Origin of the sequence: Bacteroides sp. HPS0048, assembly GCF_964240755.1 — a bacterium.
Taxonomy (GTDB): domain Bacteria; phylum Bacteroidota; class Bacteroidia; order Bacteroidales; family Bacteroidaceae; genus Bacteroides; species Bacteroides nordii.
In genome coordinates, this window is sequence record NZ_CAXSVC010000021.1 from 1 (window position 1) to 19,529 (window position 19,529).

Below are 19,529 nucleotides of genomic sequence, written 5' to 3' on the forward strand. Positions count from 1 at the left end.
AGTAAAACAATCAAGAAACTGTGAAGGAAAACAGTAGATATTAACCAAAATGTGTAAAGTGAATACAGGCATAGTCATGTCTTTTTCAACTAAATTGAAGAAGAACCACTTTTGTATGATAAAAGTACGTACTTTATGTATACAAAAGTGTACACTTTTGCATGTGTAAAATCTATAGTTAAAGAATAGTGTTAATTGTGTTAATGAAAAATAGATGATAAAGCTATATTTTATTGATCGTTTTGTGACCAGCTAACATCGGTAGATTCAATTTTTTTCATTTCTGAATTAAATAGTAGTGTTTTTAGAAGATTATTTTTATCTTTGTCTGTTGTTTCTTACTATTTATATATTATGATAGGGTACGTATGACTAAGAATTATAACGATTTAGGAGTTGAATTCAAGTATCTGATAGTAAATGATATGGATCGCAAGTTCGGTTTGTGGGTCAATACTGTGGGTTTTCAGTCTATTTTGCCGGACTCCCCTTATCCATTGAAAAATCATCCTTCCGGTTATTTTTTTAATACCAGCAAAGGTCGTATTCTGCGCGAATATCAAATAGTATATATAACGAAAGGACGAGGCTTATTTACTTCGGAAACAACCCCCGAAAAGCAAGTTTGTAAAGGACGGTTAATGGTGCTTTTCCCGGGACAATGGCATACGTATCACCCTTATCAGCAAACCGGCTGGAATGAATATTATATTGGTTTTGAAGGCCCGGTAGTTAATAATTTGTTCGGAGAGGGCTTCTTATCTAAAGACAATCAAGTTCTTGAAGTTGGATTAAATGAAGAGTTGGTTTCGCTCTTCTCCCGTGCATTGGAGATTGCAGAGCAGGATAAGATTTCAGCTCAGCAATATCTTTCGGGTATTGTAATGCATATGCTTGGGATGATTCTTTCTATTTCGAAGAATAAGATTTTTGAGGTAGGAGATGTAGACCAGAAGATTGAACAAGCTAAAATTATTATGAATGAAAATGTCTTTAAGGATATTGATCCGGAGGAATTAGCAATGAAACTGAATATTAGTTATTCGTGGTTCCGCAAGGTGTTTAAAGACTATACGGGCTATGCTCCGGCAAAATACTTCCAGGAATTGAAATTACGCAAAGCAAAACAACTGCTGGTGGGGACCTCCCAATCAGTTAAAGAAATTTCTTTTATGCTCGATTACAAATCTACTGAGCATTTTTTCTCATTATTCAAAAAACGTACAGGTTTTACTCCGTTGGAATATCGCTCTTTTGGACGCGAAACGGATGTTTCAGAAGAAGAAATCGATTAAATCAAAAAGGACAGTTGAAAATCAGAATGATTATTAACTGTCTCTTTTTCTGCTGTTTTATGGCTTAAAAAGCGCATATTTTCTTAAGGAAAATCAAAAATGAAAGTGTTTCTGTCAAAAGTTGCATATCTGTAGATTATAAGACCCCTTATATTTGCAGACACAAAATCTGTGTTCGATAACGGAGCATGCTTTGTTAAACTTGAATTTATTTATTATCAAATTATATATTAATAATCTATGAGAATCTTACGCAAAAACCTCTGCTTATTGATGCTTCTGTTAATAAGCTGCCCTCTAAGCATTTTTGCTCAGAACAAGACAATTACCGGTACGGTTCGCGATGCGATGGACGTGGTGATTGGTGCTTCTGTAACTGTGAAAGGCAACAACTCTGTCGGTACGATTACCGATATTGATGGTAATTTTAAACTCTCGGTACCCGCTTCTGCCAAGGAGTTGGTTGTTTCATTTGTAGGCTATGACAATCAGACTGTATTAATCGGCAGTAAAACTCACTTTGATATTACATTAAAAGAATCCAGTGTGATGCTGGACGAAGTAGTGGCTATCGGTTATGCGAAAGTAAAACGTAGAGATCTTACAGGAGCTACCTCTTCTGTTTCGGCAGGGGAATTGGCAGCTGTACCTGTAATGACTGCAGCGCAAGCCTTGCAAGGTAAAGCAGCCGGTGTGAATATCGTGACTGCCGGTGGTGCACCGGGTGCAAAAGTGGAAGTGACGGTGCGTGGTGGTACCTCTATTACGCAAAGTACCAAACCTCTTTATATTGTAGATGGATTTGAGATGGAAGATGCACTAACAAACATTGACATTAATGATATTGAGAATATCGATATCTTGAAAGATGCTTCTTCTACGGCTATTTATGGGGCGCGGGGTTCAAACGGTATTATTCTGATTACTACAAAATCGGGGAAGAAAGGCAAAACACAGGTGACTTATAATACTTATTTCTCGTTTGACAAACTTTCCAAGAAACTGGATATGATGTCTAATGCTGAGCAGTTTACAAAATATCAGTATGAGTTGGCAGCACTTCAGGGTGGATTGGCTAACTACAGTAATGTTTTCGATAATAGTTTAGGTGTGGATGCTCCTGATTTTTACACCGGTGCTTATGGTCGTATTGCTGATCGCTATGCCGGAGTTTCTACTCTCGACTGGCAGGATGAGGTTTTTGGTGGCTCTGCCCTGACTCAGTCTCATAATGTAAATGTGACTGCCGGTACAGAGAAAACTCAAGTAATGTTGAGTTACAACTTCAACGGACAGGATGGTTTGCTGGCTAATCATGGTATGAAGAAAAGCGCTTTTCGTGCTAAAGTCAATTCAGAACTTTATAAAGGTGTACGTGTGGATGTGAACACGATGTTTTCTAACAATTCAGTTGATGGTGGCGGTGCTTACTCGGGTATGAAGAATGTATTGCTTCAACCCATTATTGGTGGTACGCTTTTTACTCAGGATGAATTGCTACATACACAGACTTATCCGGACTTTTCTGCCTTGGATTCCAGCTTCGATACAGCCAATCCGCTTGTACAAAACGAGGCTTCCACTTCTAACAAACGTTCTCGTATTTATACGGTCAATGCAGGTCTTGAAATTGATATTCTGAAATACTTTACCTGGCGTACAGCCGGTAGTTATACCTGGACAAATTCCAAGTCTACTTCTTTTGCTGATGAAAACTCTACTTCCTATCTGATGGATCAGAACACGGGTATGAATGGTAGCATTGAAAACAAAGAATCTTATAAATGGCAAATCACCAATACGCTGAATTATAATCAGACATTTGCCAAAAAACATAAGGTAAATGTATTGTTGGGACATGAAGTCACTTATTCTGAATCTGAAGGAAATAAAATGGAACTTACTAAGTTCCCTTATCCTAATATCTTTGGGTTGGATAAGATTGATAATGCTACCGTAAAATCAAAATCGGTAAGCCATTCGCGTAATGGGATTGTTTCTGCTTTCGCACGTGTAAATTACTCCTTTGATGAGCGTTATTTGTTGACTGGTACGGTTCGTGGTGACGGTTCTTCCAGATTTGCAAAAGGTAACAAATGGGGTATTTTTCCTTCGGTATCCGGTGCATGGCGTATTTCGGAAGAAGGCTTCTGGAAAGATAATAAAGTGGCAGATGTTGTCAATAGCTTTAAGTTACGTGTAGGTTACGGTACAACGGGTAACTGTAACATTAGCGATTACATGTATGTCACTTCTTTTAAAGAGTCTGATTATCCGATGAATAATACGGTAGGCTCTCCTGTTTATATTGTAGATGAAACTTTAGGAAATAAGAAATTGAAATGGGAGACTATGCGTTCTACTAATATTGGTTTGGACTTATCTTTCTTCAATAGTCGCTTGAATATTACTGCTGAATGGTATAACAACCAAGTAGACAACCTGTTGTTGAAGAGTGTGATTCCTTCTTCAACCGGTTATAAGAATCAATTCCAAAACATTGGTAAGATACGTAACCGCGGTTGGGAAGTTTCAATCAATACGGTGAATATACAGACCAAAGATTTCCGTTGGACCAGTGATTTGAACCTGGCTTTCAACCGCTCGAAGGTTCTTTCTTTGGAGAACGGGATCGAGAGCAAGACTTTCTCTGTCGGCAGTAACCGTTCGGGTATGGTGAACTATTATGCAAAAGTAGGTGAAAGTTTAGGCGATATGTATGGCTATATTTATGAAGGTGTGTATACAACGGATGATTTTGTTCAGGGTACAGACGGTAAATTGGCGCTGAAAGATGGTGTTGTCAGACCTGAAAAGGGAACACCGCAACCGGGTGATATTAAGTTTGCTGCGAATGGTGTGGATAAAGACGGCAACCCTCAGTTCACTAAAAAAGAGACTAAGATTGGTAATGGTACTCCTGACTGTATTGGAGGATTCAATAATACCTTTAGTTATCACGGATTTGATTTGAGCGTTTTCATGAAATTCTCTATTGGTAATGATGTTTACAATGCCACCAAACACAGTATGAGCCCTTATGCTGCTTTCCAGAATGTACCTACTGAATTTGGCGATCACTACTATCGCATGATCGATCCGCAGACCGGCAAACAGGCTACTACTTTGGAGCGTTATAAAGAACTGAATCCGAATGAGGCTTCTGCCACATGGAATCTGAGTAAAACAAATTCCGGTTATATCACTTATCCTTCTTCATATTATGTGGAAGATGGTTCTTACCTGCGTATTGCACAAGTGACACTGGGCTATACATTGCCCAAAGTATGGCTGAAGAAGTTTATGATTTCTAATGCACGTCTTTATTTCACAGCCAATAATTTGGCAACGATTACCGGTTACTCCGGTTATGACCCTGAGGTTTCTGCTGGCAATGACCAGGTTGTTTGTACACCGGGATATGACAGTTCTACTTATCCGCGTTCAAGAAGTTACGTCATTGGTCTTAACTTAACATTCTAAACTTAAGCATTATGAAAAAGAGATTATTCAATACAAAAAAGAAATTAGTCATTTTGTCTGTAATGGCACTTTCCATGGGAATGACGTCATGTGCAGACTGGCTCGAAATGCCTTCTTATACATCAGCCGATTCTGAAACAGTATTTAAAAATGAGGAAGCTGCCGAATTATTCGTGACAGGTTGTTATCGGGGGATTATTCCTACCGAAATGGTCTATCAGTTGATGGCAGGTGAAACTGTAACTCACTCCAGTGAGGACGGTACTACTAACAACGGAAAATACAATATTTGTAACTGGTTTTATGATTCAACCTCTCCTTATACCGTAACTACGCTTTACAATGAAGAGTACGGTGCTATTGAGGCAACTAATATTGCCATCAAGAATCTGAATATGATGCCGGAGACTACCAAGCGTAACTCTTTGTTGGGTGAAGCTCTTGCACTGCGTGCTTTTGCCTATCTTAATCTGATTAGCATTTATGGTGATGTTCCTGCAAACTGGCAACCTCTGGAAGATATGGATCCGGATGATGAATCGACTTTCTATCCTAAACGTACGTCTCGTGATGTCATTTATGACCGTATCGTTTCAGACTTGCAGACTGCTGCAAATTATATGCCCTGGTTCGAAGAAAGTGGTTTTGCTACTACCGAACGTTTAACCAAACAGAGCACTTTGGCACTGTTGGCACGTGTGGCTCTTTATGCCGGAGGTTATTCATTGCGTTGGAATCTTGAAACGAATGATCCGGCTACATTGAAAGTTTCCCGTCGTAGTGATGAAGCTCGTGTACGTGAACTTTATCAGATAGCCGACAAAGCTTGTAGCGATATCATAGAGCATGGACAGAACTCACTGGTTCAGGCAGAAGGTGGAATGAGTGGCTTTCAGAATTTATGGTATAATTATTGTCAGCGTAAATTCACCAGTTTGAATAAAGAGATTCTTTGGAGTTTGGCACAGTATGGAGCAACGACGAACTCAAAGTTTGGTTTGTATGCACATCCGGGTACCAGAGGTGGTACGTATGGTTCCCGTAAGGCGATGCAATTCATTTTGCCTACTTACTATTTGTCTTTTGAAGAAGGTGATACACGCCGGGATGTGACTTGTACTTCTTACAGTATTTATTTTCTGGAAGGTGGTGCCAGCAATGATACCTGGGTGGACGTAGGTACTACTTATTCATGTATCATGTCGGGTAAATTCCGTATCCCCTGGTGTGTGGCACCCGAATCTGATGCAAACAAACGTAATGTAAATATTCCTATCATACGTTACTCTGATGTATTGCTGATGTATGCCGAAGCTCAGAACTACTTGAATGGTGCTCCGACTCAGCCAGCTAAGGATGCTTTAAAAGAGATTCGTGATCGTGCCGGTGTAGGGTCGTTACCAATACCTACTGATCCGCAGGAATTTGAGGATGCTTTGGCTCAGGAACGTAAATGGGAATTTGGCGGAGAACTTTCACTACGTACAGATTTGATCCGTATGGGACGTATTGCCAAAGAATTGGCAGCAACAAAACAAGCGATGAAAGACCTTTCTGATCGTAAGAACAAATATGCAGATGTGCCGGTATATCGTTTGTATAAGTTCCATAAAGATGCACAGACTTATGGCGATACTTTCCTGGCAATTGATTATATTGAATTGACCGATGATAACGAAATTGCAGTAGCAAAAGCTGTGCCTACCAATAAAGCTGAATATGATGTATTCCAGACTAAACTGGCTGAAATTGTTCGTGCACACGGTATTGCAGTAAATGCAGGCGATAAATGGTACCCGGTTAATATGTTTGAAGCCTATACCAGCACGTTCAATGGTAATGCTCGTAAGGCTGTAGGCTTTGGCAAAGGCTTCAATGCACTGCAAATTGGTAAGATCATTTATCAGAAACCTACAGGCTCTGCAGAAAACGGTGGTAAATATCCCGACTGGATTGAAGCTGCTGACGGTAGTGACGGTCTTTACTATGGCTATAAGGAAAACTGTTCAGAATTGTTGCCTTTTGCAGCTAAGTCTGCCGGTCACCCACTGGTTGACAATCCGAATCTGACACAACATCCCGGATATAAATAATCAATTCTTTCTTTTGTGATTTAAGTTCACAATAAATCAGATCCTCTGTCGCTAATCTATTTCGGTGGCAGAGGATTTTTTTCTCCGATAGATTCTTTATAGGTGTCTTTTGGGGGGCAGTAAAGCAAATCTCTTAGTCTTTCTGCCAATCTGTACAGAGAAAAATCCTATAGAAACCTTTATCTTTGTACTCATCAACATCCTGAATTTTTATCAACTATATTAAATACCATGAAAAAACTGTTTTATTCTTTGCTTGCATTGACATTGGTAAGCTGCGGCTCGAAGAAGCAAACGCCCATTGACCGTGAGGCACTTGTTAATCGCAATTCTCCTCAGGTAACAGCTTTTGATTCTCTTGCATCCCTGTCAGTTGGAAACGGTGAATTTGCATATACTGTAGATGCTACCGGTTTGCAGACATATCCGGAGCTCTATACAAAAGGTGTACCTTTAGGTACACAAAGCCAATGGGGGTGGCATGAGTTTACCAATCCGGAAGCTTATAAACATGAAGAAACCCTGAAAGATTATGATTTTGGCCGTGGCCGCATGGAACCTTATTCCGTACAGTTCAATGAAGCAGGACGTCAGAAAGAAGCTGCCAACTGGTTTCGTGTGAATCCACATCGTCTTCATTTAGGGATGGTAGGTTTTGATTTTGGACGCGACTCTTCCTCACTTTCGCAGATTACAGATGTGAAACAGACACTTGATCTCTGGAAAGGAGCTGTCAATAGTAACTTCAAGTTAAATGGGACTCCCGTTGAAGTACAAACGGTTTGTCACCCCGAAGCAGATATGCTGGCAGCCGTTGTTCGTTCTGCTGCACATCCGGCTGTGAACTTCCGTTTTCCGTATCCGACAGGCGGACATTGTGATGATGCCTGTCAGTGGGATGCTAATGATAGACATTCTACCACTATTGTTAGTCAAGACGGGCAACAGGTTGTGCTGAAGCGGACGCTGGATGCTACTACTTATTATGTTACGATTCGCTGGGAAGGTAAAGCTCTCTTTGGCGAAAAGGATAAAAATTACTTTGTGCTTACTCCCGAAGAAGATACATTGGCTTTTACTTGTGCTTTCACACCGGAAGGAGCCTCTACGGAGACTGCAACTGCAGTACAAACCGAACAAAAGGCTGCTGAATATTGGACTGCTTTCTGGAAAAATGGTGCGGCAGTTGACTTTTCTGCCTGTACGGATACCCGTGCCAAGGAATTGGAACGCCGTGTGGTATTGAGTCAATATCTTCTTGCTATCCAATGTGCCGGAACAACCCCTCCACAAGAGACTGGGCTGACTTACAACTCCTGGTTTGGCAAGTTTCATCTCGAAATGATTTGGTGGCATCAGGCTCAGTTTGCATTGTGGAACCGTGCAGAATTGCTTGATCGTACATTGGGTTGGTATGAAACAGTAGAACCTGTTGCCCGTGAAATAGCTCGTAGACAAGGTTTCGATGGAGTACGCTGGATGAAGATGACCGATCCGAGTGGGACAGAAGCACCGTCTAAGGTGGGTAGTTTCCTGATTTGGCAACAACCGCACTTTATTTATCTGGCCGAATTATTGTATCGTAATCATCCGTCGGATGAAGTGATAAAGAAGTACAATCGACTCGTACAGGAGACTGCTCAGTTTATGTATTCCTTTGCTACATATGATGAATTGGAAGGCCGTTTTGTATTGAAAGGAGCCATTCCGGCACAAGAAACGCTTCGGGCTGCCGAAACTGTAAATCCTCCTTTTGAGTTATCATATTGGCATTTTGCCATGGAGACAGCGCAGAAATGGCGTGAACGTGCCGGCGAAAAACGTAATTTAGAGTGGGATGAAATGATTGATAAACTTTCTCCATTGGCCTATAATGAAGATAAGTTGTATTTGGCTGCCGAAACAGCAACTGATACTTACAAAGATATTCGTTTTACTTCCGACCACATGGCGGTGCTGGGTGCTGTGGGTATTTTGCCGATGAATAAGCTGATTCGCGATGACTATATGAAAAATACTCTGCACTGGATATGGGACAACTGGAACTGGGGTAAGACCTGGGGATGGGACTATCCTATGACGGCTATGAATGCTGCCCGTCTGGGTGAACCGGAAAAAGCAGTAGGTGCTTTACTGATGGATAAACGTACCAATACGTATTTGGTAAATGGACACAATTATCAGGATGGCCGTTTGCGGGTTTATCTGCCGGGAAATGGTGGCTTGTTGACCGCAGTGGCTATGATGTGTGCCGGTTGGGATGGTTGTCAGACGGAGAATCCGGGCTTCCCGAAGGACGGAACGTGGAATGTACGTTGGGAAGGACTGAAGCCGATGCCGTAGAAATAGTGATGAGTGATTAGTGATAAGTGATTAGTGCCGTGCGGGATGACAGCGCAGCCTACTAACCACTTATCACTAACCACTTATCACTAATCACTCATTAACAATCACTAATCACTACTCACTTATCACTACTCACTAATCACTACTTTCATGCTTCGATACTTATCTTTTATGTTGTTAGCCTTTTTCGGTTTGTCGTTTGGTTGTGTTATGGCACAGGGGACGGTGAAACGAATAGGCGACTTTATTGAATCAACTTCTTATAATGATCATAAGCGTGGGGCTGCCCGTAGTCTGCAGTACCGTCCCGAAGGGGACGATTTTGTTTGTGTGAACGGTAAGAATCGTTATACTCGCGCACTTTATGGTAGCTCTTCTGCTTTTCGCTTGGAAACAAGTGACCGTCCTGTGTTTGCTACCTATGATAAGCGAAATAGTAAAAACATCCGTTTCAGACTTTCTATACCTGCTGATTACTCAGTGATGCTGGATTCTGTGGCTTATTGTGAGGCACGTTACACACCTGGACGCCGGACATATCATCTTACAGATCCGAATTGGGGGAAAGGAGAACTTCGTATTTCTGCCTTGGCTTTGCCGGAGGCTGATGGAGCTATCTGGAAGATAGAACCTTCGGGGTTTTCTTCCGGTGCTGTGCTTACTGCCATTATTTCTGAAATAAAAGCACGGCGATTGAATCGTAATGGGGACATGGGAGCCGATCCGGCAGATAGCTTTGAGGCACCTGCCGATCCTCAACAGATGCAGTGTCATGATATCCGTTTGAAAAATGGCACGAGTTATTTATTATTTGAAGACTTTTCTCTGCAACTACTGGATAAGAAAGAGGGCCATCGCTTGTATGATGCCGCCGAACAGGCACGTGCTACGCTGGCTTCCCGTGTTCATGTGGAAACACCTGATGTCTATCTTAATACATTGGGAGGAGCGCTTGCCGTAGCTGCCGATGGTATCTGGGATGGTGAAGTATGGCTACATGGTGCCGTGGGATGGCGTATGCCACTTAGTGGCTGGCGTGCTGCTTATACCGGAGACGCGCTTGGCTGGCATGATCGTGCCCGGACGCACTTCGATGCGTATGCTGCCAGTCAGGTAACTGAAGTCCCGAATACGATCCCTCATCCGGCTCAGGATTCTGTACTGAATCTGGCACGGTCTGAAAAGCGTTGGGGAACCCCTCAATATAGTAATGGATATATTTGCCGTAATCCCCGCAAGAACGATCAGATGCATCACTATGACATGAATCTTTGCTATATTGATGAACTCCTCTGGCACTTTAACTGGACAGGGGATGTTGCATATGCCCGTCAGATGTGGCCGGTACTTGTTCGTCATCTGGCGTGGGAAAAACTGAATTACGATCCCGATAATGACGGGCTTTATGATGCATATGCCTGTATTTGGGCCAGCGATGCGCTGTATTATAATAGTGGTGCTGTCACTCATTCATCAGCCTACAATTACAGGGCTAATAAACTGGCTGCCCTTATTGCAGAGAAGATAGGAGAGAATCCTGCACCTTACCGTGCCGAAGCAGAGAAAATACTGAAAGCCCTCAATGACCGCCTCTGGTTATCTGATAAAGGTCATTGGGCCGAATATCAGGATTTCATGGGACATCGCCGTTTGCATGAATCTGCGGGGGTATGGACCATCTATCATGCACTCGACAGTGAGGTGGCGGATCCTTTTCAGGCCTATCAGGCGACACGTTATGTAGATACGGAAATCCCTCATATACCGGTTCGTGGCGAAGGATTGAACGACGAAGGGTATGCAACGGTTTCGACCACGAATTGGTTGCCTTATTCATGGAGTATTAACAATGTGGCTTTTGCTGAGGTAATGCATACAGCATTGGCTTATTTTCAAGCGGGTCGTGCCGAAGCGGGATATAAACTGATGAAGAGTTCCGTACTTGATGGTATGTATCTGGGAGATAGCCCCGGCAATTTCGGACAGATCAGCTTTTATGATGCTGCACGTGGAGAGTGTTACCGCGATTTCGGTGATCCGATTGGAGTTGCTTCCCGCTTGCTGGTTCAAGGCTTGTTTGGCATCTTGCCCGATGCAATGAACGGGCGGATTTTGATCCGTCCCGGTTTTCCTATGGATTGGGAGAAGGCAGCTCTCTCTACTCCGGATATTGCTTATAGCTTCCGGCGTAAAGGGATGAAGGATACTTATAAGATTGAACAACATTTTACAATCCCGTTGGCGATCACTTTACAGGTAAATGCCCTTCGGGAAAATATAGAATCGGTGAAGGTGAATGGACAATCTGCTAAATGGGAATTTATAGAATCAGCTTCCGGGCATCCGGTGATAGCTGTGATGGCTCCTGTCATTGTTCGGAATGCAGTCATTGAGATTGTTTGGGGAGGAGATGCGCTTTGTTCTGTTTTCGAAGGTGGGTCAGAACTGCTTCCCAACCAGGACTTGTCTTTACCTGCCTTGAAAGGAGTTGTTTTGAATAAACTATATGATCCGCAGGGAGTGTTTACAACTTCTTCAATTGATAAGAGCGTATTGAAAGGAAAAGTATCCGGTCAGTCGGGACATCATACATTCTTTGTACATGTACAACAAGGGCAAATGCAATGGTGGCAACCTGTCGATGTGAATATAAAGCAAGAGGATGTATCGGTTATGCCTTCATTTACCCGGGTGAAGACCGCTGTTTGTGAACCGGTTAACATGGAGATGGTATTCAATGCATCGGTTACGGATATATATCGGAATGAATATCTTTCTCCGCGTTCTCCTTATACAACCTTACAGCTTCCCAAACAGGGAATAGGTGAGTGGTGCCATCCTACACTGACTGCTGATATTGATGACTCAGGGATACGGGCTCAGGTTCGTAGCGGATTGTTATCTACCAGTTTGGGTGTTCCTTTTCGTACCCCTGCCGAAGGAAAGAATATCGCCTTTACCTCTTTATGGGACAATTATCCTGATAGTCTGACTATACCGCTCACCGGGAAAGCATCCCATGCCTATCTGCTGTTGGCAGGAAGTACCAATCATATGCAGTGCCACATTGCCAATGGGGTTATTCGTGTACATTATGCAGATGGCACTTCAGAAGTGTTGGAACTTATAAATCCGGACAACTGGTGTCCTATCGAACAGGACTTCTATGTAGACGGGATTGCTTTTTGTCTTCAAACGCCTCGTCCGTATCGTTTGCATTTCAAATCGGGACTGGTTAGTAATAATCTTGAAAAGGACTTGAATATTGCAGGGGTTTACGGCCGGCCTATCGACGGAGGTGCCGGAGTACTACTTGATATGTTGCTCGATCCGCATAAAGAGCTAAAGAGCCTGACGCTGGAGACGTTGTCAAACGATGTTGTCATCGGAATAATGGGAATCACCTTACAAAAATAAAATGAAATTATGAACCGTATTGTATTAAATGAAACATCCTATTTCGGAGCCGGCTGCCGTAGTGTAATTGCTGTAGAGGCTGCCCGTCGTGGATTCAGGAAAGCTTTCTTTGTCACAGACAAAGATCTTATTAAATTTGGGGTGGCTGCTGAGGTTATCAAAGTGTTTGAAGTTAATAACATTCCTTATGAACTCTACAGTGACGTTAAAGCAAACCCGACTATTGCCAATGTACAGAATGGTGTGAAGGCTTATAAGGCTTCCGGAGCCGACTTTATTGTAGCTCTGGGTGGTGGCTCTTCTATAGATACTGCTAAAGGTATTGGTATTGTGGTGAATAATCCGGAGTTTGCCGATGTGAAATCTCTGGAAGGTGTTGCCGACACAAAACACAAGGCTGTGCCTACCTTTGCATTGCCTACTACTGCCGGAACGGCTGCTGAGGTAACCATCAATTATGTGATTATCGATGAAGAAGCTAAGAAGAAGATGGTATGTGTTGATCCTAATGACATTCCCGCTGTTGCCATTGTTGACCCGGAATTGATGTACTCTATGCCGAAGGGGTTGACAGCTGCTACCGGAATGGATGCATTGACTCATGCTATTGAAAGCTTTATTACTCCGGGAGCCTGGGCAATGAGTGATATGTTCGAGCTGAAAGCTATTGAAATGATTGCTCAGAATCTGAAAGCTGCCGTAGATAACGGAAAAGATACTGCCGCCCGCGAAGCTATGTCGCAGGCACAATATATTGCCGGTATGGGATTTTCTAATGTAGGTCTGGGCATTGTTCACTCTATGGCTCATCCGTTAGGCGCTTTTTATGACACTCCGCATGGTGTAGCCAATGCTTTGCTTTTGCCTTATGTAATGGAATATAATGCTGAATCTCCGGCTGCATCAAAATATATCCGGATTGCAGAAGCGATGGGGGTAGATACGGAAGGTATGACCGAAGCGGAGGGCGTAAAAGCTGCTATTGAAGCTGTAAAAGCCCTTTCTCTGAGTATCAATATCCCTCAGAAATTGCATGAAATCAATGTGAAGGAAGAAGATATCCCGGCTTTAGCCGTAGCGGCTTTTAATGATGTATGTACGGGGGGGAATCCACGTCCTACTTCTGTAGAAGATATTGAAGCACTCTATCGCAAAGCATTTTAAAGTTGATTGTTGGTTTAGTACGGACATCCGGATATGCACATATGCATGTTCGGATGTTTTGTTTTGTGAAGCGAAGGTAACTGCTTTTGATAGCCATCCCAATGTACTTCTGATAATTTTTCCTAAAAACAGATAAGCCACTCATAAAGAGTGGCTTATCTACTAATTAGTCGGAATGAGGCGACTCGAACGCCCGACCCCTACGTCCCGAACGTAGTGCGCTACCAACTGCGCTACATTCCGCTGCTTTAAGTGGTGCCACCAGGAATCGAACCTTTTGATTTGGCTTATCCTAATTCCCTAATTGACAGCATCTTTTAGCTTTATATCTTATGAAAACCATCGAATTAGCTTTACACTAAATTCATCGCTTTTCTTTATCAATTCGACAATCATTATCTTTTTGACGATGCAAAGATAGATAGAAGGTTCGATTTCTACAAATATTTTCATCATTTTTTATACTAATTGTCAATAAAGAAATAGAGTAAACAATCCTTCTATGTCTTTCGCATAATTTCGTTCAATCATAAACAGATTACAAAACTAAGAGAATAAAGTTTCTATTCTTTTTCTTGCTTTGGCAAAGCATGCCAATGTCAGTTTTCCTATATTTTTGACAATGAATATCATGTACGCTTGCTTTTGTCAAGCCAAAGGAGTAAATAACATCACTCAACTCACACACGGCATGTAACTTATAACCCTAATAATAACCCTCTTGTAATGTACAATGTCCAATCGATGGAGTTTTTTCTATATTTTTGTGCCCATAGACATCGTCTGGCACGAACTGAACGACAGATTTCTATCGATTTTGAATCTACACAGAAGTGGTCTTCACTACCATTCATAGTTTCTGTTATCTTTTTACGAATGGCAGCATCAAGAGAGGCTGTGAATTTTCGTATTGCCTACAGGATATCAAGTGCAGAATCTCTGATTGATACTCTCTTAACTCAACAAATAAAAGGGATTCGCTGTCAATGCCAATGGATTCAGAAGCTATATTGAGAGCAAACACTTCCAAGTTAGAAAATCTATCGCCCCCGCATCGAGATCGATAGATTTGATTCAAATGATAAAAAACATGTGTCAGCAATAAAATCTTTCAAAAACTTGATTTTCTTAATGATTCATTATATATTTGAATACTTAAATTCATAAATACAACACTATTTATCAAATAATTTCTATGGAAGAAAAAGAATCAGGAACAATTGTTAAGAAAGTGTACCAAGAGGTGAAAATTGAAGCAAAGAATTCTCCAAAAGGTTCCTATGCAGCAGGATGTCCAAGTAATTATGGTGATCCTGATGGTGAAAATTGTTACATTTGTGATTATGGAGGTTGATTAATTAATCAAAAATCTTAAGGTCGATGTGCTATTTATGTGCACATCGGCTTTTGTTATTGTAAATACCAAACAAAGTAACTATGTTAGTTAGGCAAAGCAAAAATACATTTATAAGATTCTTTGATAATAAAGGATATATAACAAATCAAATGACCAGAAAAGATCGATTGTATAACGAAACTGGTGCTGATTTCTTAAGAATGATTTCACGTGAAGCAAAAGAAGTTGATGAGATAATCGAACATCTTTCTCAAATATATGATGACAGTGTTACGAAAGAAAAACTCAGAAACGATTTCTTGAAGTTTATACTTGATCTAGAAAAACATTTATTTCTAATTACTGGTTTAACAGCGGTAGAATGTGACAGCAAAGATATTGAGTTTTCATATTCTCTAGGTAATATGAAAAATAAAGTGAGTGATTTTACCCAAGTTACCGAGGATGAGGTTCCAGAAACAACTCAAGATTATATACTTGCTGCTGATAAAAAGAAGCCGCATCTTAAATCAATACAGTTTGAATTAACAAGTCGATGTAATGAACGATGTATACATTGCTATATTCCTAACGCTAAAAAAAATAATGGAAGTGATATGACATATGAACAAGCATGTCATATCATTGACCAATTTTCTGATATGGGTGGGCTACACGTAACATTAAGTGGAGGAGAAGTCTTTTTGCATAAAGATATTATAAGAATATTACAGTATTGTAGAAAAAAAGACCTTCAAATTTGTATACTCTCAAATCTTGTGGCATTAAAAGATGTACAAATTCCTTTCATAAAAGCTGCAAATGTTTCATATATACAAGCATCTTTGTATAGCATGAATCCTGAAATTCATGATAAAATTACAACTTTAAAAGGTTCACATAAGAAAACAAGAGAGGCCATTGAAAAACTTGTTGCTGCTGACATTCCAGTTCAAATATCCTGTCCATTGATGAAAGCAAATAAAGATGGATACAAGGAAATCTTAAAATATGCTCACTCTCTACAAATAAAGGCTTTCACTGACTATATAATGATGGCTGAAGCTGATTTTAATACTAAAAATCTTCAAAACAGACTTTCCATCAAAGAAACAGAACAGGTTATTAGAGATATCATAGAATTTGATATTGATTACTCAGAATGGGTAAAAAAACAACGTCCTTATCTTGAAAACTTAGATATTGAGAAATATGCTAAACAACCTTTATGTGGCGTTGGTTTAAATAGTTTTTGCATTGCTGAGAATGGAGACATTTATCCTTGTCCCGGATGGCAATCTATGATTATTGGTAATGTAAACCAACAGCCTTTAAAACAAATTTGGAATGAATCTGAAGCCTTTTCAAAATTAAGGAATATCACACATGGCGATTTTCCACAATGCTTAAAATGTGAAGCAAGGAATTATTGTTCTATGTGTATTCAACGAAATTTCAATGAAAACAATGGTGATATGTTTAAAATAAGCAAACACTTCTGTGAAGTTGCATTCCTTACCAAAAGACTACATAAAGAGTACAAAGAGCGGTTTCAATGAATGGTTCTATAATTTATACAGGTGCTTTATCGGATGCTTATAGAAGATAGGATATATCTTGAAAAAACTCATATAACTTTTTCACTATCTATTTTTCTGCATACAATTGAGAAGCTGTTTTGAAATCATTGAATATGATATCTTATTAGGAGGCACATTTACTGAATATCCCAATAATAGACTGTAGTCCATTAGCCAATGTATTGAAACGAAGGGAAAATAAAAACAGATAAAATCTATATAAATACTGATTATCAATGTATTATTAACTAATGATGATTTCTGTTGTATTCCTTAAAAATCTCTATTATTCGACATTTTTGTTACCTAAAACGATACTTATATCCGGATTATTTGTTACCTTTGTATATGGATATAAATCATTGATATACAATGGGAAGAAAAAAGAAATCATTAATAGAGAAATCTCCGTTCAAGTTACGTCACCGTAAACTGGCGGACGGACGTTTATCCCTGTTTCTTGACCGTAGTGTAGACGGCGGGCATGAGTACGAGTTTCTGCAACTCTACCTCATGCCGGAAACATCTGCCAAAGCAAGGCGGCAAAATGCGCAGACACTCCGCAAGGCGGAAGATATTCAGCGAGAACGGACAGAAGCCCTGCTCAATGCGAAGGTGGGAACAGTACCGGAAAGCAAATCTTCCGATATGCTGCTGTCCGACTGGATGACCATTGTCCGCAAGAACCACGAACACCGGGAAGCACGCGACCTGAACGGAATCGACAACGCCCGTAAAAACTTGCTGAAATTCCGTGCAGATGTCAGGCTCTGTGATGTGGACAGACAGTTTTACATTGATTATATCGACTGGCTTCGTTCTTCCTGCAAGACCGCATGGGGAAAACAGATTACTCCCAAGACGGCTCATTCCTATTATACCACTTTGCGTACCGCTTTGAACGAGGCTGTACGTGAGAGACTGATTGAATCAAATCCTTGGTACAAACTGGAGATGACCGAGAAAATCAAAGTTCCCGAAAGCAAACGGGATTTTCTGACCATCGAGGAGATAAAGAAAATGATAGCCACGCCATTTTTTAACGAGCAGGTACGGCAGGCATACCTGTTTTCCTGTTTTTGCGGACTTCGTATCAGTGACATACGGAAATTGCGTTGGCGTGACATTTCCATATCAGGCGGGCAATGGCTCGTGTCGGTAGTAATGACAAAGACCACCAATCCCGTTTATATCCCCCTTTCGTCCCAAGCGGTAAAATGGTTGCCGGAACGTAATGGCTGTACACCGGATGGCCTTGTCTTTGGAGGGCTGCCCAATACAAGCAACCTTTGTGTCAGTCTCAAGAACTGGGCTGATAAGGCAGGCGTAAAGAAGAACGTGACATTCCACACGGCACGTCATTCATGTGCGGTGCTGCTGCTGACGCTCGGAGCGGACATCTATACCGTTTCCAAAATCCTCGGCCACCGTTCCGTGCGTGCCACACAGGTTTATGCAAAAATAGTAGACAAGAAAAAGGACGATGCAATCACCTTGGTTGACGACGCATTCTAAATACATTATTATATATGGCAACAACAAAGAAATCGACCAGACTCAAGGAACCGGTAAAGGTGCGCACGAAGAAGCTCGCCGACGGTTCGGAATCCTATTATCTCGACATCTATGTTGACGGAAAACGCAGTTACGAGTTCTTGAAACTGTATCTGTTGCCCGAAATCAATCCTATGGTCAAGGAGCAGAACCGGGCCACAAAAGCGGCGGTAGAGGCCATCAAATCAAAACGCATCATCGAACTGACTCACTCGAAGGCCGGACTGAAAAAGACATCCGTCCGTTCCAAAATGCTACTGGACGACTGGATGGAAGCCTATCTTGCCGAACAGGAACGAAAAGGCGCGAGAGGACTGAAACTGTTACGAACAGTCTGCCGGTTACTTCCCCTTTACAAGAAAAAGGTGAAGATGAGAGAGATTGACAAGGACTGGTGTCTGGGTTTCATCGACTGGATTCAGCACACCTACAAGACCCGGTGGGACAAGCCGCTTTCACCCAAGAGTGCAGCGGACTACGTGGGTTATTTCTCCACCGCACTCAACGCCGCCGTCCGTGCCGAGGTTATCCCGGAGAACCCGATAATGACACTTGCAGCCACAGAACGTATCAAGGTGCCGGAATCCAAACGGGAATACCTGACCATTGACGAAATAAAAGTTCTGATTGACACGGAATGCCCCCGCGAAGACGTGAAACGTGCCTACCTTTTCGCCTGTTACTGCGGTTTGAGGTTGAGCGATGTTTATGCCTTACGATGGAAAGATATTGTTCAGGACGGGGAACAATACCGGATGTCAACCGTGATGCAAAAAACTACCACACCGATTTACTTGCCTCTTTCCCGCCATGCCGTCCGTTGGCTGCCTGAAAGGAACGGTGCGGAAGACGGGCTGCATGTCTTTGCCGGACTCCCGGCAGAACCCAATATCAACAAGGTACTGGCCAAATGGATGGCAACGGCAGGAATCAATAAAAAAATCACCTATCACACGAGCCGCCACACGTTCGCCACAATGATGCTTACCCTCGGTGCGGATCTTTATACCACGAGCAAGCTGCTCGGCCATGCCAACGTAAAGACTACGCAGATTTACGCGAAAATCGTTGACAGCAAGAAAGTTGAAGCGGTGAATCTGGTTGATAACGTATTTGGCTGACATCCTGCGTTGTACTCCATTACCACCGTTTTCAGCCTTATTTGAATAATTGCCGAATTTTGACCTTTCCGGCCAGATTTCAATCCGAAGAGGTCAAAACTCGGCATATCTGTTTATCAGATACATAAACCTGAACTTAT

At 41.6% G+C, this 19,529-nt stretch carries 10 protein-coding genes, 1 tRNA gene and 1 pseudogene; 10 read left to right on the forward strand and 2 right to left on the reverse strand.

What is annotated here, in order from left to right; all coding sequences use genetic code 11:
- The first annotated feature begins 368 nt into the window (after positions 1–368).
- The 6 genes from ACESQI_RS15870 to fucO all read left to right on the forward strand — a co-directional run bounded on the left by ACESQI_RS15870 (position 369) and on the right by fucO (position 13,798).
- The gene (locus tag ACESQI_RS15870; protein WP_002559072.1) at positions 369–1,295 is read left to right on the forward strand and encodes an AraC family transcriptional regulator; all 927 of its coding nucleotides are present in this window, start codon (positions 369–371) and stop codon (positions 1,293–1,295) included.
- 240 nt (positions 1,296–1,535) lie between these two features.
- Positions 1,536–4,778: a TonB-dependent receptor gene (locus ACESQI_RS15875; RefSeq protein ID WP_002559073.1), complete on the forward strand. Its 3,243-nt coding sequence runs from the start codon at positions 1,536–1,538 to the stop codon at positions 4,776–4,778.
- An 11-nt stretch (positions 4,779–4,789) separates the two neighbouring features.
- Positions 4,790–6,871 carry a RagB/SusD family nutrient uptake outer membrane protein gene (locus ACESQI_RS15880; protein ID WP_278511260.1) on the forward strand — a complete coding sequence of 694 codons (2,082 nt, stop codon included), beginning with the start codon at positions 4,790–4,792 and terminating at the stop codon, positions 6,869–6,871.
- A 231-nt stretch (positions 6,872–7,102) separates the two neighbouring features.
- Entirely contained in the window at positions 7,103–9,214 is a 2,112-nt protein-coding gene (locus ACESQI_RS15885) for a hypothetical protein (protein WP_278511263.1), read from the forward strand.
- A 153-nt stretch (positions 9,215–9,367) separates the two neighbouring features.
- Entirely contained in the window at positions 9,368–12,634 is a 3,267-nt protein-coding gene (locus tag ACESQI_RS15890; protein ID WP_373126553.1) for a DUF4450 domain-containing protein, read from the forward strand.
- A 9-nt stretch (positions 12,635–12,643) separates the two neighbouring features.
- A complete protein-coding gene (gene fucO, locus ACESQI_RS15895) occupies positions 12,644–13,798 on the forward strand; it encodes a lactaldehyde reductase (protein WP_007483768.1) in 1,155 nt (384 codons plus the stop codon).
- A gap of 170 nt (positions 13,799–13,968) precedes the next feature.
- Here the strand turns inward: fucO and ACESQI_RS15900 are convergent.
- Positions 13,969–14,041: transfer RNA gene (locus ACESQI_RS15900), tRNA-Pro, on the reverse strand.
- Between the two features lie 306 nt (positions 14,042–14,347).
- Positions 14,348–14,840, reverse strand: a pseudogene (locus ACESQI_RS15905) (transposase); the annotation flags it as partial.
- Positions 14,841–14,993: 153 nt separating this feature from the next.
- On the opposite strand from ACESQI_RS15905, the gene ACESQI_RS15910 reads away from it, so the two are divergent.
- From ACESQI_RS15910 to ACESQI_RS15925, 4 genes are all read left to right on the forward strand, one after another.
- Positions 14,994–15,152, forward strand: a complete 159-nt coding sequence (locus ACESQI_RS15910; protein ID WP_005942605.1) for a hypothetical protein — start codon at positions 14,994–14,996, stop codon at positions 15,150–15,152.
- Positions 15,153–15,235: 83 nt separating this feature from the next.
- The gene (locus ACESQI_RS15915) at positions 15,236–16,693 is read left to right on the forward strand and encodes a radical SAM/SPASM domain-containing protein (RefSeq protein WP_008778690.1); all 1,458 of its coding nucleotides are present in this window, start codon (positions 15,236–15,238) and stop codon (positions 16,691–16,693) included.
- A gap of 393 nt (positions 16,694–17,086) precedes the next feature.
- On the forward strand, positions 17,087–18,229 hold the full coding sequence (locus ACESQI_RS15920; protein WP_004292635.1) for a site-specific integrase: 1,143 nt from the start codon (positions 17,087–17,089) through the stop codon (positions 18,227–18,229).
- A gap of 14 nt (positions 18,230–18,243) precedes the next feature.
- A complete protein-coding gene (locus ACESQI_RS15925; protein ID WP_004292636.1) occupies positions 18,244–19,389 on the forward strand; it encodes a site-specific integrase in 1,146 nt (381 codons plus the stop codon).
- The last annotated feature ends 140 nt before the right edge of the window (positions 19,390–19,529 follow it).